We start from the raw sequence: 23,332 nt of genomic DNA, 5'->3' as shown, positions 1-23,332 counted from the left end.
GCCGGCGAAGGCGGCGCGGGAGGCGGGGGCGGGTGGGAGGTGTGTGGGGGTGGTGTTCTCGGTGCCGGTGTCGGCGAGTTCGAGGAGGTTGTCGAGTCGGGTGCCGAGGGCGTCGGCGTATTCGCGGGCGCGTTGGACGGCTTCGTGGACGGCTTGGCGGCGGGCTTCGCGGTGGGCGGGTGAGTCGGGTTTGAGTTGCCAGTACGGGCCGGTGATGCGGGTGAGGTCCTGGTCGGCGAGGCGGGTGGTGAGTTCGCCGAGTGCGGTGAAGTCGGTGAGGTGGGCGGTGAGGTGGACGCGGCCGTGGTAGGCGCGGATGCGTTCGCCGCGGCCGCGGTGGAGTTCGGGGGTGATGGAGAGGGTGCTGGTCTCGAGTTTGTGGAGGGCGTCGCCGTAGTTCTTGATGAGTTCGGTGGTGCGGGTGTTGCGGGTGGTGAGGTCGTCGAGTGTGGTGCGGCGGTCGGTGCCGCGGGCGAGGACGGTGATTTCGAGGCGGGCGATCTCGGGGTCGACTTCGAGGCGGGCTTCGCCGCGTACGGAGAGTCGGGGGGCGTCGGGGGTCGGGTGTGGGGTGGGTTGGGTGGTCATGTTGGTCACTGTGGCACGGGGTGTGTGGTGGGGTCAGCCTTCGAGGTGGACGAGGGTGGTGGGGTGGTTGTCGTCCTTGGGTGGGGTGGGGGTGGTGAGGCCGAAGGTGGTGTAGGCGGTGCGTTCGGGGAGGGGGTAGGGGTTGGTGCCGGTGAGGGTGTTGAGGATGGTGGCGCTGCGCCAGGCTGCGAGGCCGAGGTCGGGGGCGCCGACGCCGTGGGTGTGGCGTTCGGCGTTCTGTACGTAGATGGTGCTGCCGGTGCGGGTGATGGTGGGGTCGAGGGCGAGGCGGTAGTGCTGGTCGATGTGGGGGCGGCCGGCGTCGTCGTGGCGGAGGTGGGGGGTGAGGGCGTCGAGGAGTGGGGTGAGGGGGCGTTCGCGGTAGCCGGTGGCGAGGACGACGGCGTCGGTGGTGAGTCGGGTGCGGGTGCCTTGTTCGGCGTGTTCCAGGTGGAGTTCGACCTGGCGGGCGCCGACGCGGCCTGCGGTGCGGACGTGGACGCCGGGGGTGAGGGTGGTGTCGGGCCAGGTGCCGCCGAGGGTGCGTTGGTAGAGCTCGTCGTGGATGGCGGTGATGGTGTCGGTGTCGATGCCTTTGTGGAGTTGCCATTGGCTGGGGACGAGGCGGTCGCGGGTGGGTTCGGGGAGGTTGTGGAAGTAGCGGGTGTAGTCGGGGGTGAAGTGTTCGAGGCCGAGTTTGGAGTACTCCATGGGGGCGAAGGCGGGGGTGCGGGCGAGCCAGTGGAGGCGTTCGTGGCCGTGGGGGCGGCGTTTGAGGAGGTCGAGGTAGATCTCGGCGCCGGACTGGCCGGATCCGATGACGGTGATGTGGTCCGCGGCGAGGAGGCGTTCGCGGTGGTCGAGGTAGTCGGCGGAGTGGATGACGGGGACGGTGGGGGCGTCGGCGAGGGGGCGCAGGGGTTCGGGGATGTGGGGTGCGGTGCCGATGCCGAGGGCGAGGTTGCGGGTGTGGGTGCGGCCGAGGGCTTCGGCTTCGCCGTCGGGGTCGAGTTGGGTGTAGTCGACTTCGAAGAGTCTGTGGTCGGGGTTCCAGCGGACGGCGTCGATCTGGTGGCTGTAGTGGAGGCCGGGGAGTTGGTCGCTGACCCAGCGGCAGTAGGCGTCGTATTCGGTGCGGGGGATGTGGAAGCGTTCGGCGAAGTAGAAGGGGTAGAGGCGGTCGTGGGCTCTTAGGTGGTTGAGGAAGGTCCAGGGGTTGGTGGGGTCGGCAAGGGTGACGAGGTCGGCGAGGAAGGGGACTTGGAGGGTGGCGCCGTCGATGAGGAGGCCGGGGTGCCAGTGGAAGGCGGGGCGTTGTTCGTAGAAGGCGTAGGAGAGGGGTTCGGGGAGTTGGTGGGTGAGGGCGGCGAGGGAGAGGTTGAAGGGGCCGATGCCGATGCCGACGAGGTCGTGGGGTGTTTCGGGGGTGGGTGCGGGGTTGTTCACGGTGTGGTGGTTCCTTCCGCGGGTTCCACCGGCGGGTGTGGGGGGTTGCCTGTGGAGGTGATGGTGTCGAGGAGGGTGGTGAGGTCGTGGGCGGTGGTGTGGGGGTTGAGGAGGGTGGCTTTGAGCCAGAGGCGTCCGTCGAGCTGGGCGCGGCCGAGTACGGCTCTGCCTTGGTGGAGCAACTGGCGGCGGATGTCGGCGAGTTGGGTGTCCGTGGTGTGGGTGGGGCGGAAGAGGACGGTGCTGATGGCGGGGCGGTCGTAGAGCTCGAGTGCGGGGTGTTTCTGTACGGCGTCGGCGAGTTGGTCGGCGAGGTGGCAGACGGTGTCGACGAGGGTGCCGAGTCCGGTGCGGCCGAGGGCGCGGAGGGTGACGGCGGTTTTGAGGATGTCGGGGCGGCGGGTGGTGCGCAGGGAGCGGCCGAGGAGGTCGGGGAGGCCGGCGTCGGTGTCGTCGTCGGCGTTGAGGTAGTCGGCGTGGTGGCCGAGTGGGGTGGTGTCGGCGGGGTCGCGTACGGCGAGGAGGCCGGCGGCGACGGGTTGCCAGCCGAGTTTGTGGAGGTCGAGGGTGACGGTGTGGGCGCGGTCCAGGCCGGTGAGTCGGCCGCGGCGGGTGGGGCTGAAGAGGAGGGGGCCGCCGTAGGCGGCGTCGATGTGCAGGCGGGTGTGGTGGTGGTCGCAGATGTCGGCGATCTCGGGGAGTGGGTCGATGAGGCCTGCGTCGGTGGTGCCGGCGGTGGCTGCGACGAGGTGGGGTCCCGGCAGGTCGGTGAGGGCGCGGTCGAGGGCGGCGGGGTCGAGGGTGCCGCCGGGTGCGGGGAGGGTGACGGGGGTGGGGAGGCCGAGGAGCCAGGCGGCGCGGTGGAGTGAGTGGTGGGCGTTGTCGCCGGTCAACAGGCGTACGGGGCCGTGGTGTTCGCGGGCGAGGAGGAGGGCCAGTTGGTTGGCTTCGGTGCCGCCGGTGGTGACGAGGGCGTCGGGGTGTGTGGTGGCGGTGGTCGCGTGGGGGTAGATCTCGGCGGCGAGGGCGCGGGTGACGAGGGTTTCGAGGGTGGAGGCTGCGGGGGCCTGGTCCCAGGAGTCCATGGAGGGGTTGAGGGCGGAGGCGGCGAGGTCGGCTGCGGTGGCGAGGGCGAGGGGTGGGCAGTGCAGGTGGGCGGCGCAGTGGGGGTCGGCGGGGTCGGCGGCGCCTGCGGTGATGAGGGTGGTGAGGGTGGTGAGGGCTTCTTCGGCGCCGGTGCCGTGGTCGGGCAGGGGGTTGCCAAGGGTTTGGGTGACGTGTGCGGCGACGGCTTCGGGGCCGCCGGCGGGGAGGGGGCCTGCGCGGTGGGTGGCGCCGGTGTGGAGGGCGTCGAGGACGGTGTGGAGCAGGGGGCGCAGTGCGGTGGGGCCTGTGGGGCCGCCGGCGAGGGGTGGGGTGGGCATGCGGTCCTTCGGGATGCGAGGGCGGAGCGGGTCGGCGACCCGCTCCGCCGAGGGGGCGGGGCGGGTCGGTGACCCGGTCAGCTCAACGAGTCAACCCGAATGGGGTAACTGACCACGTCTGTGCGGTTGTTGTGCGGGCGCGCCTTTCCTGTGGCGCGGGGACAGGATGTCCTCGGACGCCGGACAGTCTGAAAAAGATGTCCTCAAACGCCGGACGGGCTGGAGAGACCGGACGGGCCGGAGGGGCCGGAGGGGTCTGTCGTGCGGACTTTCAATGCCCGTGCGAGGTCGTCGAGTTGGTCGGCGAGGCGGCGGTGGAGGCTGGGTGAGAGGGTGTCGGCGGCGAGGGCTTCGCGGCCGAGGCGGAGGGTGTCCTCGGTGATGGCGTGGGCGGGGAAGGCGTAGCGGCCTGCGGCGTCGCCGATGGCGGGGCCGCGGCGTTCGGCGAGGGTGGCGGCGGCCTCGAAGTAGCGGGGTACGTAGTGGCGTACGAGGTCGGTCTGTTCGGGCTGCCAGAAGCCTTGGGCGGTGGCGGTGAAGAGGTAGTTGGAGAGGGTGTCGGCCTCGAAGAGGTCGTGCCAGGCGCGGCGTTTGGCTTCGGGGTCGGGCAGGGCGGCGCGGCAGCGGGCGGCGCCTTCCTGGCCGGTGGCGCTGGGGTCGTGGAGGAGTTCGGCCTCGATGACGTCGTCGTCGGTGGCGCCGAGTACGGCGAGGCGGCCGAGGATGCGCCAGCGCAGTTCGGGGTCGAGTTCGGGTCCGCCGGGGACGCTGCCGGAGTCGAACCAGTCGCGGATGGTGTCGGGTTGGGCGGCGGCGTTGATGTAGTGGCGTACGGCGATGAGGCGCAGGCCGGGCTGTGAGCCGTCTTCGGTGCGGCGGATGATGTCGCGGCAGAGGTCGGTGACGGTGGCGAGGGCGGCGGGCCGGTCCTCGGGGGTGGTGTAGCGGTCGGCGACCTGGGTGGTGGCGAAGGTGAGGACGCCTTGGACGAGGGCGAGGTCGCTCTCGTGCGGGAGGTGGGCGCGGGCGGCCTCGAGGTAGGCGGCGGGCGGGAGTTCGCCGTCGCGTACACAGTCGCGCAGGGCGTTCCAGACGACGGCGCGGGTGAGGGGTTCGGGCAGGGCGGAGAGGCCGGTCTTGAGGGTGTTCCAGGAGTCCGGGTCGAAGCGGATCTTGGCGTAGGTGAGGTCGCCGTCGTTGAGGACGACGAGGGCGGGGCGGCGGCCGAGTGGGTGGGGTTCGGTCTGGGGGAGGTCGAGTTCGACGCGGGTGCGCAGGACGAGGGTGTCGCCGGCGGCGAGGTCGTGGTCGTAGAGGCCGGCGGCGATGCGGTGGGGGCGGGTGCCGTGGCGTTCGACGGTGAGGGTGGTGGTGCCGTCGGTGGTCTGGTCGATGTGCGGGCGGAGGGTGTCGACTCCGGTGGTGCGCAGCCAGGCGTCGGCCCAGGCGTGCACGTCGCGTTCGGTGGCGGAGGCGAGGTTGTCGATGAAGTCGGCGAGGGTGGCGTTGGCGAACTTGTGGCGGGCGAAGTGGGTGTTGATGCCGGTGAGGAAGTCCTTCTCGCCGAGCCAGGCGACGAGTTGGCGCAGGGCGGAGGCGCCCTTGGCGTAGGAGATCCCGTCGAAGTTGAGCATCGCGGATGCGGTGTCGGGGACGAGTTCGGGTGCGGGGGCGACGGGGTGGGTGGAGGGGCGCTGGTCGGCGTCGTAGCCCCAGCCCTTGCGGACGACTCCGAAGTCGGTCCAGGTGTCGGTGAAGCGGGTGGCTTCGGAGCAGACCTGGTAGCCCATGTATTCGGCGAAGGACTCGTTGAGCCAGATGTCGTCCCACCAGGTGAGGGTGACGAGGTTGCCGAACCACATGTGGGCCATTTCGTGGGCGACGACCATGGCGCGGGTCTGGCGTTCGGTGTCGGTGACGGCGGAGCGGTAGACGAACTCGTCGCGGAAGGTGACGAGTCCGGGGTTCTCCATGGCGCCGGCGTTGAATTCGGGGACGAAGGCCTGGTCGTAGGAGTCGAAGGGGTAGGGCTCCTCGAACTTCTCGTGGTAGCGGTCGTAGCAGGCGAGGGTGGCGGTGAGGAGTTCGTCGGCGTCGGCGTCGAGGTGGGGGGCGAGCGAGCGGCGGCAGTGCAGGGCGAAGGGCAGTCCGCGGTGTTCGGTGCGGATGCTGTGCCAGGGGCCGGCGGCGATCGCGGCGAGGTAGGTGGAGATGCGGGGGGTTTCGGCGATGGTCCAGGTGCCGTTGTCGCCGCGGTGGGAGATGCCGTTGCCGAGGACGGTCCACTCGGGGGGTGCGGTGACGGTGAAGGCGAAGGTGGCCTTGAGGTCGGGCTGGTCGAAGTTGGCGAAGACGCGCTGGGCGTCGTCCATGCAGAGCTGGGTGTAGAGGTAGGTCTCGCCGTCGGTGGGGTCGGTGAAGCGGTGCATGCCTTCGCCGGTGCGGGAGTAGCGCATCTCGGTGTCGATGTGCAGCTCGTGGGGGCCTGCGGTGAGTCCGGTGAGGGGCAGGCGGTTGCCGTCGAGTGCGGCGGGGTCGAGGGGCTGTCCGTCGAGGGTCGCGGAGCGCAGGGTGGCGGGCTTGAGCTCGACGAAGGTGTCGCCGTCCGCGCGGGCCGTGAAGCGGATCACGGTGCGGGAGTCGAAGGTCTCGTCGCCGCGGGTGAGGTCGAGGGCGACCTCGTAGGCCTGGACGTCGAGGAGCCGGGCACGGATCTGCGCTTCGTCGCGCGTCAGTACGGACATGGGGCCATGCTGCCCGATGTGCGCAGGTCGGCACAGAGGGGGCTGGGGGTGTGGGGTGCGGGGGTGCGGGGGTGCGGGTGTGGGAGGCGGAGTCTTCGCGGGTGTTGTGGTGCTGACTGATGAGTCAGTCAGTGGCGCATCAAGGACCTTTGTCGCCTGGCGAGCGCACACAGGTGAGCCGTGCGCGTTGCGTTTATCTCAACGCATCCGTACGGTGTCGAGTCATGGAGCAGAAGTCGGAGGGCGGCGATGTGGCGTCCCGGGTGCGGGAGGTGATCACGTGTGCCGGGTGCAGTCAGCGGGAGTTCGCCCGCCGCATCGTGATGGACCCGTCGAAGCTGTCCCGTTCGCTGAGCGGCAGTCGGCGGTTCACGGCGGCGGAGCTGGCCCGGATCGCCGATGTGGGCGGGGTCGATGCGGGGTGGCTGCTCGGGGCGAGTGCGGTGACGGCGTCGGGACCCGCCGCCACTCCACCGGCTTCGCCCTCGGCGGCCGCCGCCCCGGTCTCCGTGCCCGCATCCGGCCGTCCCCTGCAGATCGTCCGCGAGACGGTGCGGCTGATCGCCGAGCGCGGCTTCCATGCGGTGCGGGTCGCCGACATCGCCGCGGCCTGCGGTGCCAGTACCGCGGCGGTGCACTATCACTTCCCCGGGCGCGCCGAGCTGCTCGAGGCCGCCGTGCGCTGGTGCATGGACGAGGACACCGCGGCGCGTGCCGCGCACCTCGCGGCCGGGCAGGATCCGGCAGAGGAGCTGCGCGGTCTGATCGCCCTGCAGACGCCGCGCGGCGAACAGCAGCGCCGGCAGTGGCGCGTGTGGCTCGATCTGTGGGCGGAGGCGGCCCGTTCGACGGCCGTCGGTCGGCTACATGTCGAGTACTACCGGCAGTGGCGGAGCACGGTCGCCGATGTGATCCGGCGCGGGGTCGACGAGGGCGTGTTTCGTCCGGGCACCGATCCGGAGGGCGCGGCGCTGCGGCTGACGGCGCTGATCGACGGCCTGGCCTCGCAGGTCCTGGCCACGGCGCCGGACGATGCCGACGGTACGAGTCCGGAGGCGATGCATGCCGCGCTGCTCGCCCATGTCGAGGCCGAACTCCTGGCGTAGGGCGGCTGGTTGCCCACCCGGCCCGGACGCCGGCGGCCCGGGCCCCCATCCGACGTCACCCCATCCGATGTCACTCCATCTCCCACCCCACCCCCGGAGGTAATCCATGTCCATGAACGACAGCGTCATCATCACCTGCGCCCTGACCGGCGCCGGTGACACCACCCGGCGCAGCCCGCACGTGCCGGTGAGCCCGGAGCAGATAGCGAGGTCGGCCGTGGAGGCGGCGGACGCGGGTGCGGCGATCGTGCACATCCATGTGCGCGACCCGGAGACCGGTGCCCCGTCGCGTGATCCGAAGCTGTATGCGGAGACCGTCGACCGGATCAAGCAGACCGGCACCGACGTGGTCATCAATCTGACCGCGGGGATGGGCGGCGACCTGGTCCTGGACGCCGACGAGCCGCTGGAGAAGGGCGCCCTGCCCGGCACCGACCTGGTCGGCGGCCTGGCCAGGCTCCCGCACGTCGAGGACCTGCTCCCGGACATCTGCACCCTCGACTGCGGCTCCCTGAACTTCGGCGACAACCTGTACATCTCCACCCCCGAGATGCTCCGCAAGGGCGCCCGGCGCATCCAGGAGCTGGGCGTACGGCCGGAGTTGGAGATCTTCGACACCGGGCAGCTCTGGTTCGCCAAGCAGCTGTACGCGGAGGGGCTGCTCGACGACCCGTCGGTGTTCCAGCTGTGCATGGGCATCCCCTGGGGTGCGCCGGCCGAGCCCGAGGTGCTGCAGTCGATGGTCAACATGCTGCCCACCGGGGCGCAGTGGGCGAGCTTCGCGCTCGGCCGGATGCAGATGCCGTGGGTCGCCCAGTCGATCCTGCTCGGCGGCAATGTCCGGGTGGGGCTCGAGGACAACCTCTATCTGAGCCGCGGGGTGAAGGCGACGAACGCGCAGCTCACCGAGCGCGCCGTGACGATCACCGAGTCGATCGGAGCGTCGGTCGCCACGCCCGCCGAGGCCCGCGAGCGGCTCGGCCTGCGCCGCTGAAGCCCGCCCGCACCACCGACCGGCCCCGTTCCGCCCCCGCGATCAAGCACGCGTTCAAGCACATACCTACGCACATCGAGGAGCCCGATTTGCCACGCCCCGCCCCCACGGACGTAACCCGAGTGACCTGTGTCGGCGCCGGAGTCATCGGCGGCGGCTGGGTCGCCCACTTCCTGGCCCGCGGTTACGACGTGACCGCATGGGACCCGGCGCCCGACGCCGCCACGAAACTGCGGGCGCTGGTCGACGCGGCCTGGCCCGCACTGACCCAGCTCGGCCTCGCCGCCGGCGCGGACCGCGGCCGCCTCACCGTCGCACCCACCCTCGAAGAGGCCTGCGCCCAAGCGCAGTTCGTACAGGAGAGCGCCCCGGAGAAGCTCGATCTGAAGCGCGATCTGCTGACCCGTATCGACGCGGCCACGCCGGCCGGCGTCGTCGTCGCGTCGTCCACGTCCGGCTACCCGATGACGGACATGCAGACCACGGCCGCGGACCCGTCGCGGCTCGTCGTCGGGCATCCGTTCAACCCGCCGTATCTGATCCCGCTGGTGGAGGTCGTCGGGGGCGAGCGGACGGCCGCGGACGCGGTCGGGTGGGCGTCGGAGTTCTACGAGGCGGCCGGCAAGTCGGTGATCACGATGGAGCGCGAGCTGCCCGGGTTCATCGCCAACCGCCTGCAGGAGGCGCTGTGGCGCGAGGCGCTGCACATGGTGGCGAACGGCGAGGCGACGGTGCAGGAGATCGACGACTCGATCACCGAGGGGCCGGGCCTGCGCTGGGCGTTCATGGGCCCGTGCCTGACGTTCGCGCTCGCCGGCGGCGAGGGCGGGATGGCGCATATGCTGGACCACTTCGGTCCGTCCCTGAAGTCTCCGTGGACCCGGCTCGAGGCTCCGGAGCTGGACCGGAAGCTGTACGACGGCATGGTCGACGGCTGCGCCCGGGCAGCGGCCGGCCGGTCCATCGCCGATCTCGTCGCCGAACGCGACCAGGGCGTGATCGATGTGCTGCGCGCCACGGGACGGCTGCCGAAGCAGGGCGGCGGTGCGGCCGAGTGACGGGCGCACTGCAGGAGTTCACCGAGACGGTCCGACCCGAGTGGATCGACTACAACGGCCATCTCAGCGAGGCGTACTACGTGCTGGTCTTCGGGCATGCGACCGACGCGATGATGGACGGCACGGGCCTGACGGAGGCGTACCGCGCGGAGACCGGCTGCTCGCTGTACACGGTCGAGTCGCACATCCGGTATCTGCGCGAGGTGCACGAAGGTGCCGAACTCCGCATCCGTACGCGGGTGTTGGGCGTGGATGCCAGGAAGGTCCGCTGGTCGCACGAGATGTACGAGGGCACGGGCACGGGCGCCGGTGCCGGAGCCGCCGAGCCGGTGGCCACGACCGAGCTGCTCGGTGTGCATGTCGGGGACGGGGGCGCGGTGGCGTTCCCGGCCGCGGTCCGCGCGAGGTTCGAGGAGCTGCTGGAGCCCGCCCCGGTGTGGGCGGGGCGGGCGATCGGTCCGGTGCCGCGCGTCTGAGGCCGCGCGGTCGGGCGGGCAGGCGTACGGACGCGCGGCCCGCCCGCCGGGGCCGCTCCCTGTGTGCAGGGCCCTGGCAGTCTTACTGACCCGTCAGTACGGTTGGTCAACCCCCTTTTCCCACAGGAGAGTTGGGAGGCCGCATGAACTCGGCCGTACGCAGAAGACCGTTGGCAGCGGGTGCGGTGCTTGCGCTCGCGGTGCTCGGTCTGCCCGGGTCCGCCGCCGCGCAGCAGACCTCCGCGCCGCCGGATTCCCCCACCGCCACCACCGCCTCGTCACCGGGCGAGCAGACCGAGCACCGCAAGCAGACCGGGCACGGGAAGCAGACCGAGCGCGGCAAGCGGACCGATCCGGGCGAGCTGATCGCCTCGGAGCCGTCCGCGTTCCAGTACACACCGGGCTCCCCCACCCCCACCAAGGCCTGGAAGATCACCTACCGGTCCACCTCGGCCGACGGCAGCAGCAATGCCGTCACCGGCACGGTCATCGTCCCCGACGACGGCAACACCGGCACCCGCCCACTGATCACCTACGCGGTCGGAACGGTCGGCCTGGGCGACAAGTGCGCCCCGTCCGCGGGCTTCCCGGACGGTACGACGACGGAGGCGCCGCTGGTCAACGCGGCGCTGGTGCGCGGCTACGCCGTCGTGGTCACCGACTACGAGGGGCTCGGCACCCCGGGCGACCACACGTACATGGTGGCCGCGGCGCAGGGCAGTGCGGTCCTGGACGCGGCACGGGCCGCGCAGCATCTCCCGGAGGCCTCGGGTCACGGGGTCGTGCCGGAGTCGCCGGTGGGCATCATGGGCTATTCGCAGGGTGGCGGCGCGAGCGCGAAGGCCGCCGAGATGGCCGCCTCGTACGCGCCGGAGCTGCACGTCAAGGGCACCGCGAGCGGCGGCGTCCCGGCGGACCTGGCGGCGGTGGCGGACTCCCTGAACGGCGGGGACAACGCGGGATATCTGCTGATGGCGGCGGTCGGCCAGAACGCGGCGTACCCGCACCTCGAGCTCGACAAGTACCTGAACGACGAGGGGCGCGAACTCGCCGACGTCGTACGCAACGAATGCGCGGGCACGGCGCTCGAGGCGGGCCGCGGCAAGACGATCGAGGACGTGACGACGTCGGACCCGCTGGACCAGCCGGACTGGCAGCTGGCGATCGCGGGTCAACTGATCGGCACGGAGCGGCCGTCGGCGCCGGTGTTCCTGTACCACGGTGACGCGGACGAGCAGATCCCGTACCCGGTCGGGCAGAAGCTGCGGGCCGACTGGTGCGCGGCGGGGCACTCGGTGGAGTGGCTGTCGCTGCCGGGGCAGTCGCATGTGGGCGCGGCGATCCAGGGCAACGGCCCGGCGCTCGAATGGCTCGGCGCACGCTTCGCCGACCAGCCGGCGGAAGGCAACTGCGGGAGCTGAGGCGGCTGTTCCAGCGCTCGGCCTCGAGCGCCCGGCGGGCGGGGGTGACTGCGGTCGCCCCCGCCCGTCGGCGTGACCGCGGCCGGTCTCAGCCCGTCCGCAGCGCGCGGAGAAATTGCTCCGCCAGCGCTTCGGTGTCGATGCCGTCCGCGCCGCGTCCGGACAGCACGCGGAAGAAGACGGGGCCGATCAGGAGGTCGGTCGCCCGGTCGGGGGGCAGAGCGGTGCCGACGCCGTCCCGCAGCGGTTCGACGACCTTGGCGGCGCTGTCCGCGAGGACGTCCCGGGAGTCGAGCAGTGCGGCGACGTCCTTGTCGTGCTGGGCCTCCCCGATGAGCGCGCGGTAGGCGGTGCCGGCGTCCGAGCGGGTCAGGAAGCGGACGAGCGCGTCGAGATACGCCTTGGCGTCCCGCACCGGGTCGCCGCTCAGCGGCACCGACAGCTCCTGCTGCGCGTCGATGACGCTCGCCTCGTAGAGGACCTCCGCCTTGTTCGCCCACCACCGGTACACGGTCTGCCGGCCCACGCCCGCGCGCTCGGCGATGCCCTTCATGGTGAGGGCCGCATAGCCGACCTCGACGAGGAGATCGTCGACGGCGTGCAGCACGGCCGCCCGTGCACTCTCGCTGCGGGGCCGCCCACGGCCACTTGCTTCCACCATGCCCCCACCTTAAACGAGTCACCGTGTCTCGCATGTGCTACTTTTGCGAGGCACGGTGACTCGTAATATCGCCTTCCGTAGCGGCGCGGTGGGCGGGTCGCCGCGCCACGAATCCCCAACTCCCCTTCCCCCGTACGACTTTCAAGGAGCAAGCACCATGACCGAGCCCATGCCCATGCCCAGGCCCACGCCCGGCTGCACCCTCACCGAGCCACGCGTCCAGGACGCCCTGATCCGGATGTTCGACGCCGCATCGGGCGACGAGGAGGCCGCCTCCCGCGCCGGCGCGGCCCCGCAGCCGTCCCCCGCGAGGCCGGCGACCGCCCAGGAACGCGCCGACGCGGCAGAGCAGATCTATATGCCGGTCTCCGCCGAGGGCGGCAGGCTCCTCTACAACCTCGTCCGCGCCGCCCGGCCCGCCACGGTCGTCGAGTTCGGCACGTCGTACGGGATCTCCACCGTGCACCTGGCCGCCGCGGTCCGGGACAACGGCGTCGTACACGACGGCCGCGCCGGCCGAGTCGTCACCACGGAGATGAGCCGCACCAAGGCGGCCGCCGCCCGCGCCACCTTCGCCGCCACCGGGCTCGACGACCTGATCACCGTGCTCGAGGGGGACGCCCTGGACACCCTCGACGCACTGGAGCAACCGGTCGGCTTCCTGTTCCTGGACGGCTGGAAGGAGCTCTGCCTCCCCGTGCTGCAGCTGCTCGAGCCGCAGCTCGCCCCGGGGACACCGGTGGTCGCCGACGACGTCGATCTGCCCGGCCTCCGCCCCTATCTGGACCACGTCCGCGACACGGCCAACGGCTACCACAGCGTCACGTTCCCGGTGGAGGACGGACTGGAGATCAGCTGCCGCCTCTGACCCGTCGCGTTATTGGTCTAGGCCAGGAGCGGTCGCCCCGGTATTCTCAGGCGTGGCCAGTGGCACCATCCCCCCACCACGGTTGCCTGCCGGCTCGGGCGGCTCCCGCGCAACTCGGCGCCGAGCGCGGCCGGGCGACCCTCACCGCCTCCAGGAGGCCCACGGTGACACTTCGCACCAGAAGCACGGCCATCATCGGCAGTCTCTGCCTCGTCGCGGGCTTCGCCGTGGCGACGGCGTCCGCCGAGGAATCCGCACCGCCACGCGCCGGCGCGGCCGAGGTCGCCCTGACGGAAGTCGCCACGGCGCAGAATCCGACGGCCGGTACGGCAGGACCCGACGGCACGGTCTGGATCGCCGAACGGGCGGGCACCGTAAGGGTCCTGGACGACTCCGGCCTCGGCGACCCCGTCCTCGACATCTCCGACGAGACCACCACCGACGGCGAACGCGGGCTCCTCGGCATCGCCTTCGACCCCGACGACAGCCACTTCTACGTCTCGTACACCGACCTCGAAGGCACCAGCACCATCGACGAGTTCGCGGTGCAGGACGGCAAGCCGGACCCGGACAGCCGGCGCACGGTACTGACCCAGGAGCAGCCGTACGAGAACCACAACGGCGGCGACATCAAGTTCGGCCCCGACGGCTATCTGTACATCGGCCTCGGCGACGGCGGCGCGGGCGGCGACCCGCACGGCAACGGCCAGAAGCTCGACACCCTGCTCGGCAAGATCCTGCGTATCGACCCCGCGGGCGGCGACCCGTACGCGATCCCCTCGGACAACCCCTTCGTGGACGACCCCGAGGCGAAGGACGAGATCTGGGCGTACGGGCTGCGCAATCCGTGGCGGTTCTCCTTCGACTCGGGCACCGGCGACCTGCTGATCGGCGATGTCGGACAGAACGAGTGGGAGGAGATCGACTGGGCCGCGGCGAGCAGCAAGGGCGGCGAGAACTACGGCTGGTCCGCGATGGAGGGCACCCACCCCTTCGACGGCGGCACCGAGCCGGCGAACCATGTGCCGCCGGTCCACGAGTACGACCGCAACGGCCTTGGCTGCTCGGTCACCGGCGGCTACGTGTACCGCGGCGAGGCGATCGCGGACCTGGTCGGCACCTATGTCTACAGCGACTACTGCGACGGCACGCTGCGCACCCTGCAGATCGAGAACGGCGAGGTGACCGGCGAGGGTGACCTCGGTGTCGAGGGCGGCGAGGTCGTCTCCTTCGCCGAGTCCGCCGACGGCGAGCTGTACGTCCTCGCGATCGGCGGCACCGTCTCCCGCCTCGACCCGGCGTGAGCGTCTGACCCGGCCCCGCCCCCGTCCCCGGCCGCTGCGCGAGCGGTGGTCAGGGGCGGGGCGCGGGACCTGCGGCGCCGTCGCCCGCCGCAGGGCCGTCGGCGATCTGCTCGTGGTGGCGGATGACCTCCGCGATGATGAAGTTGAGGAGTTTCTCCGCGAAGGCCGGGTCGAGTTTGGCGTTCTCGGCGAGGTGGCGGAGGCGGGCGATCTGCTCGGTCTCGCGGGTGGGGTCGGCCGGCGGCAGACGGTGTGCGGCCTTCAGGTGGCCGACCTGCTGGGTGCATTTGAAGCGCTCGGCGAGCATGTGGACGACGGCCGCGTCGATGTTGTCGATGCTGTCGCGCAGCCGGGACAACTCGGCGCGCACGGCCGGGTCGACGCCGGAGTCTTCGGGGCCGTGGGCGGCCTCGCCGCCGGTGGCTTCGGTGTCGCTGGAGGTCATGGAGTGAGCTTAGGCCGTGGTCGCGCGGCCGCGCACAGCGCCCGGACGTGCCCGTCTTCCCCTCCGGCCGTCCTGCGCAGGAACGGGTACGGCTACCCCTCCGGCCCGTCCTGGGCGGGCAGCATCGGCGGATCGTCGGGGTCGGGGATCTGCTGGGACCAGCCGCCGGGGACGGCGCGGCCCTGCTGCTGCCGGAAACGCACCGGGGCGGTGCCCACGCGCCGGGTGAACAGGCGGGAGAAGTAGGCCGGATCGTCGTAGCCCACGCGGCGGGCGATCGCGGCGACGGGCAGTTCGGTGGCGGCGAGCAGCTCCTTGGCGCGGCCCAGGCGGATGCCGAGGAGATAGTCCTTGGGGCTGCAGCCCGCACCGCGGCGGACCGCGGTGCGCAGCGCGGCGGGCGTCATGCCGTTGCGCGTCGCGTGCTCGGCGACCGACAGCGGATGGAAAGCGTCCCGGGCCAGGGCCTGCAGGACGGGATCGCCGTCGGGGGTGGTGTCGGCGCGGGCCCGGCGCAGGGCGACCAGGAGTTCGTGCACGGCGGCCGCGGTCTCGACCTCGAGCAGGGGATTGTCCCGCCGCGCGGCGCGGGCGACACGGCTGACGACCGCACGCGGCCCGGTCGCGTCGGAGAGCGGCACCACCGGCCGGTCCGGCTCGATGTAGCCGAGTTCGGTGTACGTGGTGGTCGCCGGGCCGGTGAAGTCGACGAAGCACTCGTCCCAGCCGGTGTTCGGATCGGCCGCGTAGTGGTGGGGGGTGCCGGGAGTGAGCCAGATCAGGGCGGGCGCGCGCACCGGCGTCCGCCGCCCGTCCGTGCCGCGGAACCAGCCGCCGCCCGCGCCGATCACGACGGCCACGTGGTGGTCGAGGGTGCGGGGCCCGACGGTCGGCAGCGCACCGTGCTGCAGGCCGACGCCGAGGCAGACCAGGCCGAGCCGGTGGTGCGCGGGACTCGGCGTGAAGTAGCGCATCCAGGTGTGGTACATGCCCCGGTCCGCCCCTTTCGTCCGATCCCGGCGACCCGTGCCGACGGCGCGGCGTTGTGTCCAATCAAGGTCGATCTTTGTCCATGGACCCGTCGATGACCAGGGGGTGAGGGTGGGAGCGCAGGTCGGGCACGAGAGAGGCGTGGACGTGGGCGAGTTCCGGATCGGCAGGGGCGACTTCGAGCTGGACGGGCGGCCGGTGCGACTGCTGTCCGGTGCGCTGCACTACTTCCGGGTGCACGAGGCACAGTGGGGGCACCGGCTCGCGATGCTGCGTGCGATGGGCCTCAACTGCGTGGAGACGTACGTCCCGTGGAACCTGCACGAGCCGCGGCCGGGTCGGTACGAGGACGTGGCGGCGCTCGGCCGCTTCCTGGACGCCGCCCGTGCGGCGGGGCTCCTGGCGATCGTGCGGCCGGGCCCGTACATCTGCGCCGAATGGGAGAACGGGGGCCTGCCGCACTGGCTGACGGGCCGGTTCGGGCATCGGGTCCGCACCCGGGACCCGGAGTATCTGGCCGAGGTGGAGCGCTGGTTCCGGGTGCTGCTTCCGCAGGTGGCGGAGCGGCAGTACGACCGCGGCGGCCCGGTGATCATGGTGCAGGTCGAGAACGAGTACGGCAGTTACGGTTCCGACCAGGTGTATCTGGACCGGCTCGCGCGGCTGATCGAGGAGTGCGGGGTCACGGCGGCGCTGTGCACCTCGGACGGGCCCGAGGATCACATGCTGACCGGCGGCTCGGTCCCCGGTGTGCTCGCGACCGTCAACTTCGGCTCCCGTGCCCGCGCGGGCTTCGAGACGCTGCGCCGGCACCGGCCCGCGGGCCCGCTGATGTGCATGGAGTTCTGGTGCGGCTGGTTCGGGCACTGGGGTGCGGAGCCGGTCGTACGGGATGCTGCGGACGCGGCCGGTGCGTTGCGGGAGATCCTGGAGTGCGGGGCGTCGGTGAATCTGTACATGGCACACGGCGGCACGAACTTCGCCGGCTGGGCGGGGGCGAATCGGGCCGGCGGTCTGCACGACGGTCCGCTGCAGCCGGACATCACCTCCTACGACTACGACGCACCGATCGACGAGTACGGGCGGCCGACGGAGAAGTTCTGGGCGTTCCGCGAGGTGCTTGCGGCGTACGCGGACGGGCCACTGCCCGAACTGCCGCCGCCCCCGGCGGTGTTGGGCGCCTCCTGCGAGGCCGTGCTCGACGAGTGGGCCCCGCTGGACGCCGTCCTGGACGCACTCGGCGACGAGGAGCAGGTGGGCGGAGCGCCGTCGTCGTTCGAGGAGCTGGGGGTGGACCGGGGGCTCGTGCGGTACCGGGTCGACGTCCCGGGGCCCCGGATGCCGTATCCGCTGAGTGTGCGAGGGCTCAGGGACCGGGCGCTCGTGTACGTCGACGGGAATCGGGCCGGGGTACTGACCGAGGACGCCCCTGTGCTGCCCGAGCCGGTCGCGGGACCGGCCCGCGTGGAGCTGTGGGTGGAGTCCCTGGGGCGGGTCAACTACGGGCCGCGGGTGGGTGAGCCGAAGGGGATCACCGGAGGTGTGCTGCACGAGCGGCAGTATCTGCACGGGGTCGCTGCGCGGGGGCTGCGGCTGGGGGCGTTCTCCATGGAAGGGGTGGAGGGTGTGCGGTTCCGGTCCGCCTCGGGTGAGGGTGGGGTCGGTCTTTACCGGGGTTCTGTCTCCGTGGTGGGGCCCGGGGATGCGGGGCTGTCCCTGACGGGGGTGACTCGGGGGTTTGTGTGGGTGAACGGGTTCTGCCTCGGGCGGTATTGGGGGGTGGGGCCGCAGACGTCGCTGTACGTGCCGGGACCCTTGCTCCGCTCCGGGGGGAACGAGGTGTGGGTGCTCGAGGCCGAGGCGGCGGGCGAGATTCGAGTGCGACTCGAGTGAGGGGGATTGTCCCCAGCCCCGCCCCTTCCCGAAAGCCCTGCCGGGCGGGCCTCCTCAATCTCCCCCGGACTCCGTCCCGGGGGACTTCAGACCTCCCGCACCTCGAACGCGTCGAGGACGAACTCCGCCTTCCCGTCGTCACCGACCTTCCGAAGCCCGACCCAGGCCTCCCCCTCCGCGGGGGCGGTGAACTCGTAGGACCACAAGGTCGGGGACACCGCCACCGGCACCGGCGTCCGGGACAACTCACGACTCGAGCCACCCTCGTCGACGGCCGTCACCCACTCGTACTGCCCCGCCACCTCGTTCTCGTACCGGAAGGACACCGCATACCGCTCCCCCGGAGCGAACCGCACCGTGTGCGGCACCGTGCGATACACAACCCCCTCGTTCTCGCCGCGCGACTTGAGGGACTGCGACCCGTCGACGACGTCGTCGATCGCCTTCCCGTTCCAGCCGCGCTGGGTGAACGGCGCGTGCCGCTGGGCGATATGGGTGCGCGGATCGGTGGCCCCGCCGGCGTCCCCCTTGACGAAGGGCCCCCAGCCCTGCGGCACATGCTCGAAGTCCTCGAAGACGAGCGCGCCCTTCTTGGCGGACCGCTCCGCGGCCACGACCCGCAGATTGTCGAAGCGGATCCGCGCGTCCCCCGCGTCGGCGCGCAGCGCCAACTGCACCGGGCCACCGCCCGACGGCACCGTGAACCAGGTGAACATCCGCTGGAACCTGGTGCCGTGCTTACGGTCCGCGGCGACGTAGTTGCCGGCGGTGGAGGTCGCGGTCCAGTTGGTGGCGGTGACGCCGTCCGCGGTACGCACCTCCAGGGTGGCGCGGCGCTGTTCGCCCGCCTCGGCGCCCACCTCGACCTGGACGGACGCCGCGTATGTGCCGGGCTTGAGCCGGCTGAGGCGGCGGCCGACCGTGGCCGCGGCGCCCGCGCCGATGACCAGCTCGTAGTCGCCGAGGGCGCTGCGCTTGACGGAGGCCGGCCCGGTGACCTCCCAGCCCTTCAGGGAGCCCGAGTTGAAGCCGGGGTCGGTGAGCGGGGTGCCCTGACCCCAGTCGGGGTCCGGCTCGGCCGGGCGGCGGGTGCGGTGCAGGACGTAGGGCTGTCCGGCCTCGGCCTCGAGGGTGACCTTGCCGTCGCGCACCGGCGCCCAGTCGATGAACTCCCGTCCCTGGTCGGTGAGTCGGTGCACGGCGACCCGGCGCAGGCCCGCCCAGCCGCGGGGCAGCTGCCAGGTGCTGGTGCCGGCCTCGGCGGAGTAGTGGTACAGCTTGGCCGGATCGGTGGCCTTGCGCGGCTCCCACGGCAGCAGGTAGCGGTCGCCGTCGTACACGATCCGGCCGTCGGTGGTGATGACGCGCTTTCCGTCCGCGTCGGAGACCGTGGTGCCGGTGGGTCCGAGGAAGGTGATCTCGTGCTCGCCCCAGGTCCTGATCGGGTACGCCTGGAGATACTTGGCGGGCAGGGACTCGGTCCAGATCAGGGTGTGGAACTCGTGCCAGTCGGTCTTGCCGACCCAGCCCTCGTAGTTCCCGGTGCGCGGGATGGGCAGCAGGGTGGGCCACTTGTCGGCGAAGACGTCCTTCTGGTGGTTGCGGATGAAGCGGATCAGCCGGGAGTTGATGCCGCGTGAGGTGTCGGCGCCGTAGTCGGTCTCGGTGGCCCAGTGCGACCAGATCGCGGAGCGTTCCAGGCCGTGGCCCCATTCCGTGGTGACGGTCCAGCCCATCTCGCGCAGGGCGCGCTGCAGCCGGTCGGAGTTCCAGCCGGACTCGCGGAACACGTCGATGTAGAGGGTGTTGAGGGCCGGGTGGGTCTCGGCCCGCAGGTCCTTGAAGCGCTGCACGATGTCGCCGGAGACCAGGTCACGGCGGGCGTCGATGCGGTACGACTGGTCGAGCCAGTCCCACTGTTCGTCCGCCTTGTCGACGAGCGTCTCGGAGAAGGCCTTGGCGACGGGGTACGACTCGGTGGCGTTGACGTGCACGCCGAAGTCGCTGTTCCACTCGGCGCCTTCGCGCAGCAGGGTGTTGAGGTCGTCGAGGCCGCCGGCGCGGGTGTTGTGGTTGCCCGCGTAGTCGGGGTGCGCCGAGTCGTGGCCCTCGGACTGGTAGCCCTTGAGCAGCGTGTACTGGCGGAGACCGTCGGTGGCCAGGGAGATCCGCTTGACCTCGTCGAGGGTGGCGAGGAAGGGATTGGTGGCCTGCGAGGCGAAGTTGAAGGGGATGTGCGGGACGACCCGCAGATGCTGCTCGTCCGCACCGAGCGGTTGGACCATGATCTCGCGGAAGGCGATCGCGGCGTCCTGCCAGTCGACCTTGCCGTCGCCGCCCCGGTCCCGGGTGACGACGACCGTGACGTACGGCAGGGGCTCGGTGGCGTCGACCGGGGAGGTGGCCGCGCGGTGGGTCCACTGGCCGGGGGACAGACGGGCCTCGGTCCGGTCGCCGGACTTGGCGACGGTGTGCCACAGGCGCCCGTTCTCCCAGGTGGTGCCGTCGTCCGAAGTGGGCTTGTCGTAGACGGTGTTGGTCTCCAGAGCGCCGCCGAGGCCGTCGTGGGCGACGACGGCGTAGGCGCAGCCGGTCCGGTCGGCGGCCGGCGTGTCCGCGGCGAGCTCGATCAGGGTGTCGCCGCTCTTGTCCTGGTCGATGTCGATACGGGCGGCGAACAGGGCGGCGCCGGGCTGGTCGCTGCGGACGGTCAGGAAGTCGAGACCGGGGATCTCCAGGGTGCCGACGCGCAGCGCCTCGGTGTCGTCGACGGCGGTGATGCGCCAGTGCACCTCGGAGCCCTTGACGCGGATCTCGGCGTCCAAGGTGGTGCCGCCGGTGAGGGCGAGGCGGTATTCGATACGGTCCCGGGCGGCCGGGCGGGCGGTGACCTCGGGGGTCTGTGCCGTGCCGTCGACGAGGAGTTCGGTGACCGGTTCGCCGCTGCCGTGCAGGACGGCGCCGCTGTCGCGGTCGGTGTAGCGGATGATCCGCGGGAAGTCGGTGGCGACCCGTACCTCGAGGCTCCCGGAGCGCAGAGTGGCCTCGGCGGCGGGCGCGGGGTCCGCGGCGGCCGCGGGATCCGGCAGGCCGAGGGCGGCGGCCGCTCCTGCCGCGGCTCCGGCGGCGACCACGGATCGGCGGCTCGGACCTGGTACGGCTGACGACTGCACGGCGTACGCCTCCTGGGGACGGGAACTCGTGCGAGTCACCCTGGGCGCACGGGGCATGAGGGGCCATGGACAAAGCAGGGGCCGGAGTTGGACTTAGGGCACTCCGGGTTGGGCCGGGCGCGTGCGCTCACGTACGGGCAGGCCGGGCAGGCCGCAGGGCCGGAGCGTGGCGCGTGCTCCGGCCCTGCGGGACGTGCGGGTCGTGCGGGACGTACAGGTCGTGCGTGACGTACGACGGTGCGGTCGTGCCGTCGTGCGGTGGCCTCAGAGCTCGGCGGCCGCCTTGGAGATGTCCTCGGCGAAGGCCGACACCTCGGCGTAGACGCCCGGGTAGCCGGGCCGCGCGCAGCCCTGGCCCCAGCTGACGATGCCGACCTGGACCCACTGGTCGGAGTCGTCCTTGCGGAACATGGGTCCGCCGGAGTCGCCCTGGCAGGAGTCGGTGCCGCCCTCCTCGAATCCGGCGCAGATCTCTTCACCGGGGATCAGGGAGTCGCCGTACGCCTCACCGCACGCGGCGTCGTCGACGAACGGGACGGTGGCCTTGAGGAGGTAGCGCTGCTGGTCGCCGCCCTCCTTGTCGGCGCCCCAGCCGGCGACGGTGAAGTCGCCCTCGTTGTAGGCGTCGGTGTCGGCGATGTTCAGGGTGGGCAGGTCGAGGGGCTGCTCCAGCTTGATCAGCGCCCAGTCCTTGCCGTTGCCGTCGTAGCCGGGCGCCTGCAGGACCTCGGTGGAGTTGACGCTGACGGCGTCGGAGCTCTCCAGGTCCACGGAGCCGGCGGTGGCCGTGATCGAGGTGTCGGGGCCCGAGCCGTCGACACAGTGCGCGGCGGTCAGGACGATGTCCTCGGCGTACAGGGAGCCGCCACAGCCCATGGACAGGCGCACCATGAACGGGAATTCGCCCTCTTCGGCGGGAGTGCCGCCGACGATGGCCGGCGAAGGCGTGGGGTCCTGGGCGACGGCGGTGGAGACGGGCTGCAGGCTGACGGCGGCCAGGGTGACGGCGCCGAGGGCGGCTGCTCTTTTGACGGAACCGAACAGGTTCTTCAACGGTCTTCCTTTCGTGGGGGGTTGAACGCACACGGCGGCCCCACGACCTCTGGCTGTCATGAGCCCGCCAAACGCTCGCCCTGGATTATGGAGAGCCGAACGCTCGGTCGGCAAGGGTCGGTATCCGGCCATCTCGGCCCGGCCATCGGACGACCCGGGTGGCAACGGCGCGCACGGCGGCCGCACCAGGGGGTGTCTAGAGTGAGATCCGGCGATCCTTTTTTGGGGGTGCGGGAGTGGCTGACGGCGGACCGGTCGAGCACGGATATCCGCATCTGCAGACGGTGCGGGAGTCGATCACGGCGCTCTACCGGCGCCTCTCCCACGACACGATCCACACCTTCGACAGCAGCGTGCTGCCCGCCGACGTGGCCTTCGCGGACGACGACGACCTGCATCTGGGCGTGCAGCGGGTGGCCCGCACGATGGTCCAGCACCTGCGCCTTCCGGACGCCCGGATGATCGTCAGCTTCCGCGAGATGCAGCACGCCGCGAGCGTCGAACTCGCCGCGGGACCCGAGTACTTCATCGAGCTGAACGACCGCTTCCGCACCCATCGCCGCGATATCGGCGCCGCCCTGGCGCACGAGGTGATGCACGTCTACCTGCACCGTCTGGACCTGGCCTTCGACGCCACCCGGGACAACGAGATCCTCACCGACACCGCGGCGGCCTACCTCGGCGCGGGCTGGCTGCTCCTCGACGCCTTCCGCGAGGACGGCGCCTCCTCGCAGAAGCTCGGCTATCTCACTCCGGAGGAGTTCGGGTACGTCCTGGCCAAGCGGGCGGCGGCGTTCGGCGAGGACCCGTCGGTGTGGTTCACCAGTCCGCAGGCGTACACCGCGTACACCGAGGGCCGGTCGGTGGCCCGCAGCGAGGAGCAGCAGCCGCCGCTGACGGCGGCGGGCTGGAGTGGACGCCGACGGTACGCGAAGGACCGCAAGCGGTCGCAGGAGCAGCACAGCGCTGGCCCCGCCACGGGGCCCTACTCCTTCGACGGCGGCTCGCCGCTGCGCGTCATGTTCGCCTGCCCGACCTGCCGGCAGCGGATCCGGGTGCCGGTGCGCGGGCGGGTGAGGGTGCGGTGCGGGCTGTGCCGGACCGTCCTGGAGTGCGACACCTGAGCCGGCGGGCGGCGCGGGACGACCGGTGCCGCCCCGGCGAACCTTTCCGCACATCTCCCCTGCTGTCCGACATAAGGGTTTGCGCCGGACCACCCGCCGGGGCGAGGCTCGGGTGATGAGCTCGGAGCGGGTGGACGAACTGTTCGAGGCGGTCCACGGAGGTGACGAGGACGCGGTCGTACGGCTGTTGCGGTCCGGCGCGGACGGTGCGGCGACCGGCCCGGAGGGCGAGACCGCGCTGTACGCCGCCTCGGTGACGGACCGCCCCGGCATCGTGCGTCTGCTGCTCGCGGCGGGCGCGGAGCCGGACCGGCTGAGCTCCGGCACCGACCTGCCGCTGTGCGGGGCGGCGTGCGGAGGCCACACCGAGGTCGTACGGGCGCTGCTCGCGGCCGGCGCCGGGGCGGATCGGCCGGAGGCCTACGGGTTCACGGCACTGGCCTGGGCCGCGCAGCTGGGCCATGCGGGCGTCACCGAGCGGCTGTTGGGCGCCGGGGCGGACCCCGGGCGGCCCGGGCCCGACGGCGTGCTGCCGCTGGTCGCCGCGGCCCGGCGCGGCTCGGT

19 protein-coding genes are annotated in these 23,332 nt (G+C 71.8%); 10 read left to right on the top strand and 9 right to left on the bottom strand.

Features of this window, described 5'->3' with window-relative positions; all coding sequences use genetic code 11:
• The 4 genes from DY218_RS12985 to pepN form a co-directional block, all read right to left on the bottom strand.
• Positions 1 to 588: SIMPL domain-containing protein (locus DY218_RS12985; protein ID WP_147336142.1), on the bottom strand; the 588-nt coding region annotated here is incomplete at its 3' end.
• A 33-nt stretch (positions 589 to 621) separates the two neighbouring features.
• Complete coding sequence (locus DY218_RS12980) at positions 622 to 2,034, bottom strand: lysine N(6)-hydroxylase/L-ornithine N(5)-oxygenase family protein (RefSeq protein ID WP_128556139.1); 1,413 nt, start codon at positions 2,032 to 2,034, stop codon at positions 622 to 624.
• Positions 2,031 to 3,458 carry a pyridoxal phosphate-dependent decarboxylase family protein gene (locus tag DY218_RS12975; protein WP_128556138.1) on the bottom strand — a complete coding sequence of 476 codons (1,428 nt, stop codon included), beginning with the start codon at positions 3,456 to 3,458 and terminating at the stop codon, positions 2,031 to 2,033. Before DY218_RS12975 ends, DY218_RS12980 begins: the two co-directional genes overlap by 4 nt.
• A 203-nt stretch (positions 3,459 to 3,661) precedes the next feature.
• Positions 3,662 to 6,202, bottom strand: a complete 2,541-nt coding sequence (gene pepN, locus DY218_RS12970; protein ID WP_128556137.1) for an aminopeptidase N — start codon at positions 6,200 to 6,202, stop codon at positions 3,662 to 3,664.
• A gap of 224 nt (positions 6,203 to 6,426) precedes the next feature.
• Between pepN and DY218_RS12965 the strand changes: the two genes are divergently transcribed.
• The 5 genes from DY218_RS12965 to DY218_RS12950 all read left to right on the top strand — a co-directional run bounded on the left by DY218_RS12965 (position 6,427) and on the right by DY218_RS12950 (position 11,257).
• A complete protein-coding gene (locus DY218_RS12965; RefSeq protein ID WP_128556136.1) occupies positions 6,427 to 7,308 on the top strand; it encodes a TetR/AcrR family transcriptional regulator in 882 nt (293 codons plus the stop codon).
• A 106-nt stretch (positions 7,309 to 7,414) separates the two neighbouring features.
• Positions 7,415 to 8,302: a BKACE family enzyme gene (locus DY218_RS12960; protein ID WP_128556135.1), complete on the top strand. Its 888-nt coding sequence runs from the start codon at positions 7,415 to 7,417 to the stop codon at positions 8,300 to 8,302.
• Between the two features lie 62 nt (positions 8,303 to 8,364).
• Positions 8,365 to 9,360: a 3-hydroxyacyl-CoA dehydrogenase NAD-binding domain-containing protein gene (locus DY218_RS34520; RefSeq protein WP_199566715.1), complete on the top strand. Its 996-nt coding sequence runs from the start codon at positions 8,365 to 8,367 to the stop codon at positions 9,358 to 9,360.
• Positions 9,357 to 9,836 (top strand): thioesterase family protein, encoded by a 480-nt coding sequence (locus DY218_RS34515; RefSeq protein WP_199566713.1) that lies wholly within the window; start codon positions 9,357 to 9,359, stop codon positions 9,834 to 9,836. Before DY218_RS34520 ends, DY218_RS34515 begins: the two co-directional genes overlap by 4 nt.
• Before the next feature lie 143 nt (positions 9,837 to 9,979).
• On the top strand, positions 9,980 to 11,257 hold the full coding sequence (locus tag DY218_RS12950; RefSeq protein WP_128556134.1) for a lipase family protein: 1,278 nt from the start codon (positions 9,980 to 9,982) through the stop codon (positions 11,255 to 11,257).
• Between the two features lie 88 nt (positions 11,258 to 11,345).
• On the opposite strand, the gene DY218_RS12945 is transcribed toward DY218_RS12950, so the two are convergent.
• Positions 11,346 to 11,918: a TetR/AcrR family transcriptional regulator gene (locus tag DY218_RS12945; protein ID WP_128556133.1), complete on the bottom strand. Its 573-nt coding sequence runs from the start codon at positions 11,916 to 11,918 to the stop codon at positions 11,346 to 11,348.
• A gap of 157 nt (positions 11,919 to 12,075) precedes the next feature.
• On the opposite strand from DY218_RS12945, the gene DY218_RS12940 reads away from it, so the two are divergent.
• Both DY218_RS12940 and DY218_RS12935 read left to right on the top strand, forming a co-directional pair.
• Positions 12,076 to 12,786, top strand: coding sequence for an O-methyltransferase (locus DY218_RS12940; protein ID WP_233521568.1), 711 nt, complete (start codon positions 12,076 to 12,078; stop codon positions 12,784 to 12,786).
• 164 nt (positions 12,787 to 12,950) lie between these two features.
• Positions 12,951 to 14,090, top strand: a complete 1,140-nt coding sequence (locus DY218_RS12935; protein ID WP_128556132.1) for a PQQ-dependent sugar dehydrogenase — start codon at positions 12,951 to 12,953, stop codon at positions 14,088 to 14,090.
• Positions 14,091 to 14,139: 49 nt separating this feature from the next.
• On the opposite strand, the gene DY218_RS12930 is transcribed toward DY218_RS12935, so the two are convergent.
• Positions 14,140 to 14,535: a chorismate mutase gene (locus DY218_RS12930; protein WP_199566712.1), complete on the bottom strand. Its 396-nt coding sequence runs from the start codon at positions 14,533 to 14,535 to the stop codon at positions 14,140 to 14,142.
• 92 nt (positions 14,536 to 14,627) lie between these two features.
• A complete protein-coding gene (locus tag DY218_RS12925; protein ID WP_128556131.1) occupies positions 14,628 to 15,524 on the bottom strand; it encodes a helix-turn-helix domain-containing protein in 897 nt (298 codons plus the stop codon).
• Positions 15,525 to 15,672: 148 nt separating this feature from the next.
• Between DY218_RS12925 and DY218_RS12920 the strand changes: the two genes are divergently transcribed.
• The gene (locus DY218_RS12920) at positions 15,673 to 17,418 is read left to right on the top strand and encodes a glycoside hydrolase family 35 protein (protein ID WP_128556140.1); all 1,746 of its coding nucleotides are present in this window, start codon (positions 15,673 to 15,675) and stop codon (positions 17,416 to 17,418) included.
• Positions 17,419 to 17,504: 86 nt separating this feature from the next.
• On the opposite strand, the gene DY218_RS12915 is transcribed toward DY218_RS12920, so the two are convergent.
• Together DY218_RS12915 and DY218_RS12910 are read right to left on the bottom strand one after the other, a co-directional pair.
• Positions 17,505 to 20,648 (bottom strand): endo-alpha-N-acetylgalactosaminidase family protein, encoded by a 3,144-nt coding sequence (locus DY218_RS12915; protein ID WP_128556130.1) that lies wholly within the window; start codon positions 20,646 to 20,648, stop codon positions 17,505 to 17,507.
• 207 nt (positions 20,649 to 20,855) lie between these two features.
• Positions 20,856 to 21,644, bottom strand: a complete 789-nt coding sequence (locus DY218_RS12910) for a S1 family peptidase (protein ID WP_233521566.1) — start codon at positions 21,642 to 21,644, stop codon at positions 20,856 to 20,858.
• Positions 21,645 to 21,880: 236 nt separating this feature from the next.
• Between DY218_RS12910 and DY218_RS12905 the strand changes: the two genes are divergently transcribed.
• Together DY218_RS12905 and DY218_RS12900 are read left to right on the top strand one after the other, a co-directional pair.
• Positions 21,881 to 22,768, top strand: coding sequence for a hypothetical protein (locus DY218_RS12905; protein ID WP_128556128.1), 888 nt, complete (start codon positions 21,881 to 21,883; stop codon positions 22,766 to 22,768).
• A gap of 115 nt (positions 22,769 to 22,883) precedes the next feature.
• A partial coding sequence (locus DY218_RS12900; protein ID WP_147336141.1) for an ankyrin repeat domain-containing protein occupies positions 22,884 to 23,332 on the top strand: 449 nt, incomplete at its 3' end.

This window comes from Streptomyces triticagri, assembly GCF_003429565.1.
Classification (GTDB): Bacteria; Actinomycetota; Actinomycetes; order Streptomycetales; family Streptomycetaceae; genus Streptomyces; species Streptomyces triticagri.
Note: the sequence above shows the minus strand (reverse complement) of the source record. Positions and strands in the feature narration are given on the sequence as shown.

What these genes read in the sequence shown, in the direction of transcription:
- DY218_RS12925 (WP_128556131.1), bottom strand. Translation starts at nt 15,524, where the DNA reads ATGTACCACACCTGGATGCGCTACTTCACGCCGAGTCCCGCGCACCAC.
- DY218_RS12915 (WP_128556130.1), bottom strand. Translation starts at nt 20,648, where the DNA reads ATGCCCCGTGCGCCCAGGGTGACTCGCACGAGTTCCCGTCCCCAGGAG.
- pepN (WP_128556137.1), bottom strand. Translation starts at nt 6,202, where the DNA reads ATGTCCGTACTGACGCGCGACGAAGCGCAGATCCGTGCCCGGCTCCTC.
- DY218_RS12965 (WP_128556136.1), top strand. Translation starts at nt 6,427, where the DNA reads ATGGAGCAGAAGTCGGAGGGCGGCGATGTGGCGTCCCGGGTGCGGGAG.
- DY218_RS12960 (WP_128556135.1), top strand. Translation starts at nt 7,415, where the DNA reads ATGTCCATGAACGACAGCGTCATCATCACCTGCGCCCTGACCGGCGCC.
- DY218_RS12950 (WP_128556134.1), top strand. Translation starts at nt 9,980, where the DNA reads ATGAACTCGGCCGTACGCAGAAGACCGTTGGCAGCGGGTGCGGTGCTT.
- DY218_RS12930 (WP_199566712.1), bottom strand. Translation starts at nt 14,535, where the DNA reads ATGACCTCCAGCGACACCGAAGCCACCGGCGGCGAGGCCGCCCACGGC.
- DY218_RS12945 (WP_128556133.1), bottom strand. Translation starts at nt 11,918, where the DNA reads ATGGTGGAAGCAAGTGGCCGTGGGCGGCCCCGCAGCGAGAGTGCACGG.
- DY218_RS12975 (WP_128556138.1), bottom strand. Translation starts at nt 3,458, where the DNA reads ATGCCCACCCCACCCCTCGCCGGCGGCCCCACAGGCCCCACCGCACTG.
- DY218_RS12940 (WP_233521568.1), top strand. Translation starts at nt 12,076, where the DNA reads ATGACCGAGCCCATGCCCATGCCCAGGCCCACGCCCGGCTGCACCCTC.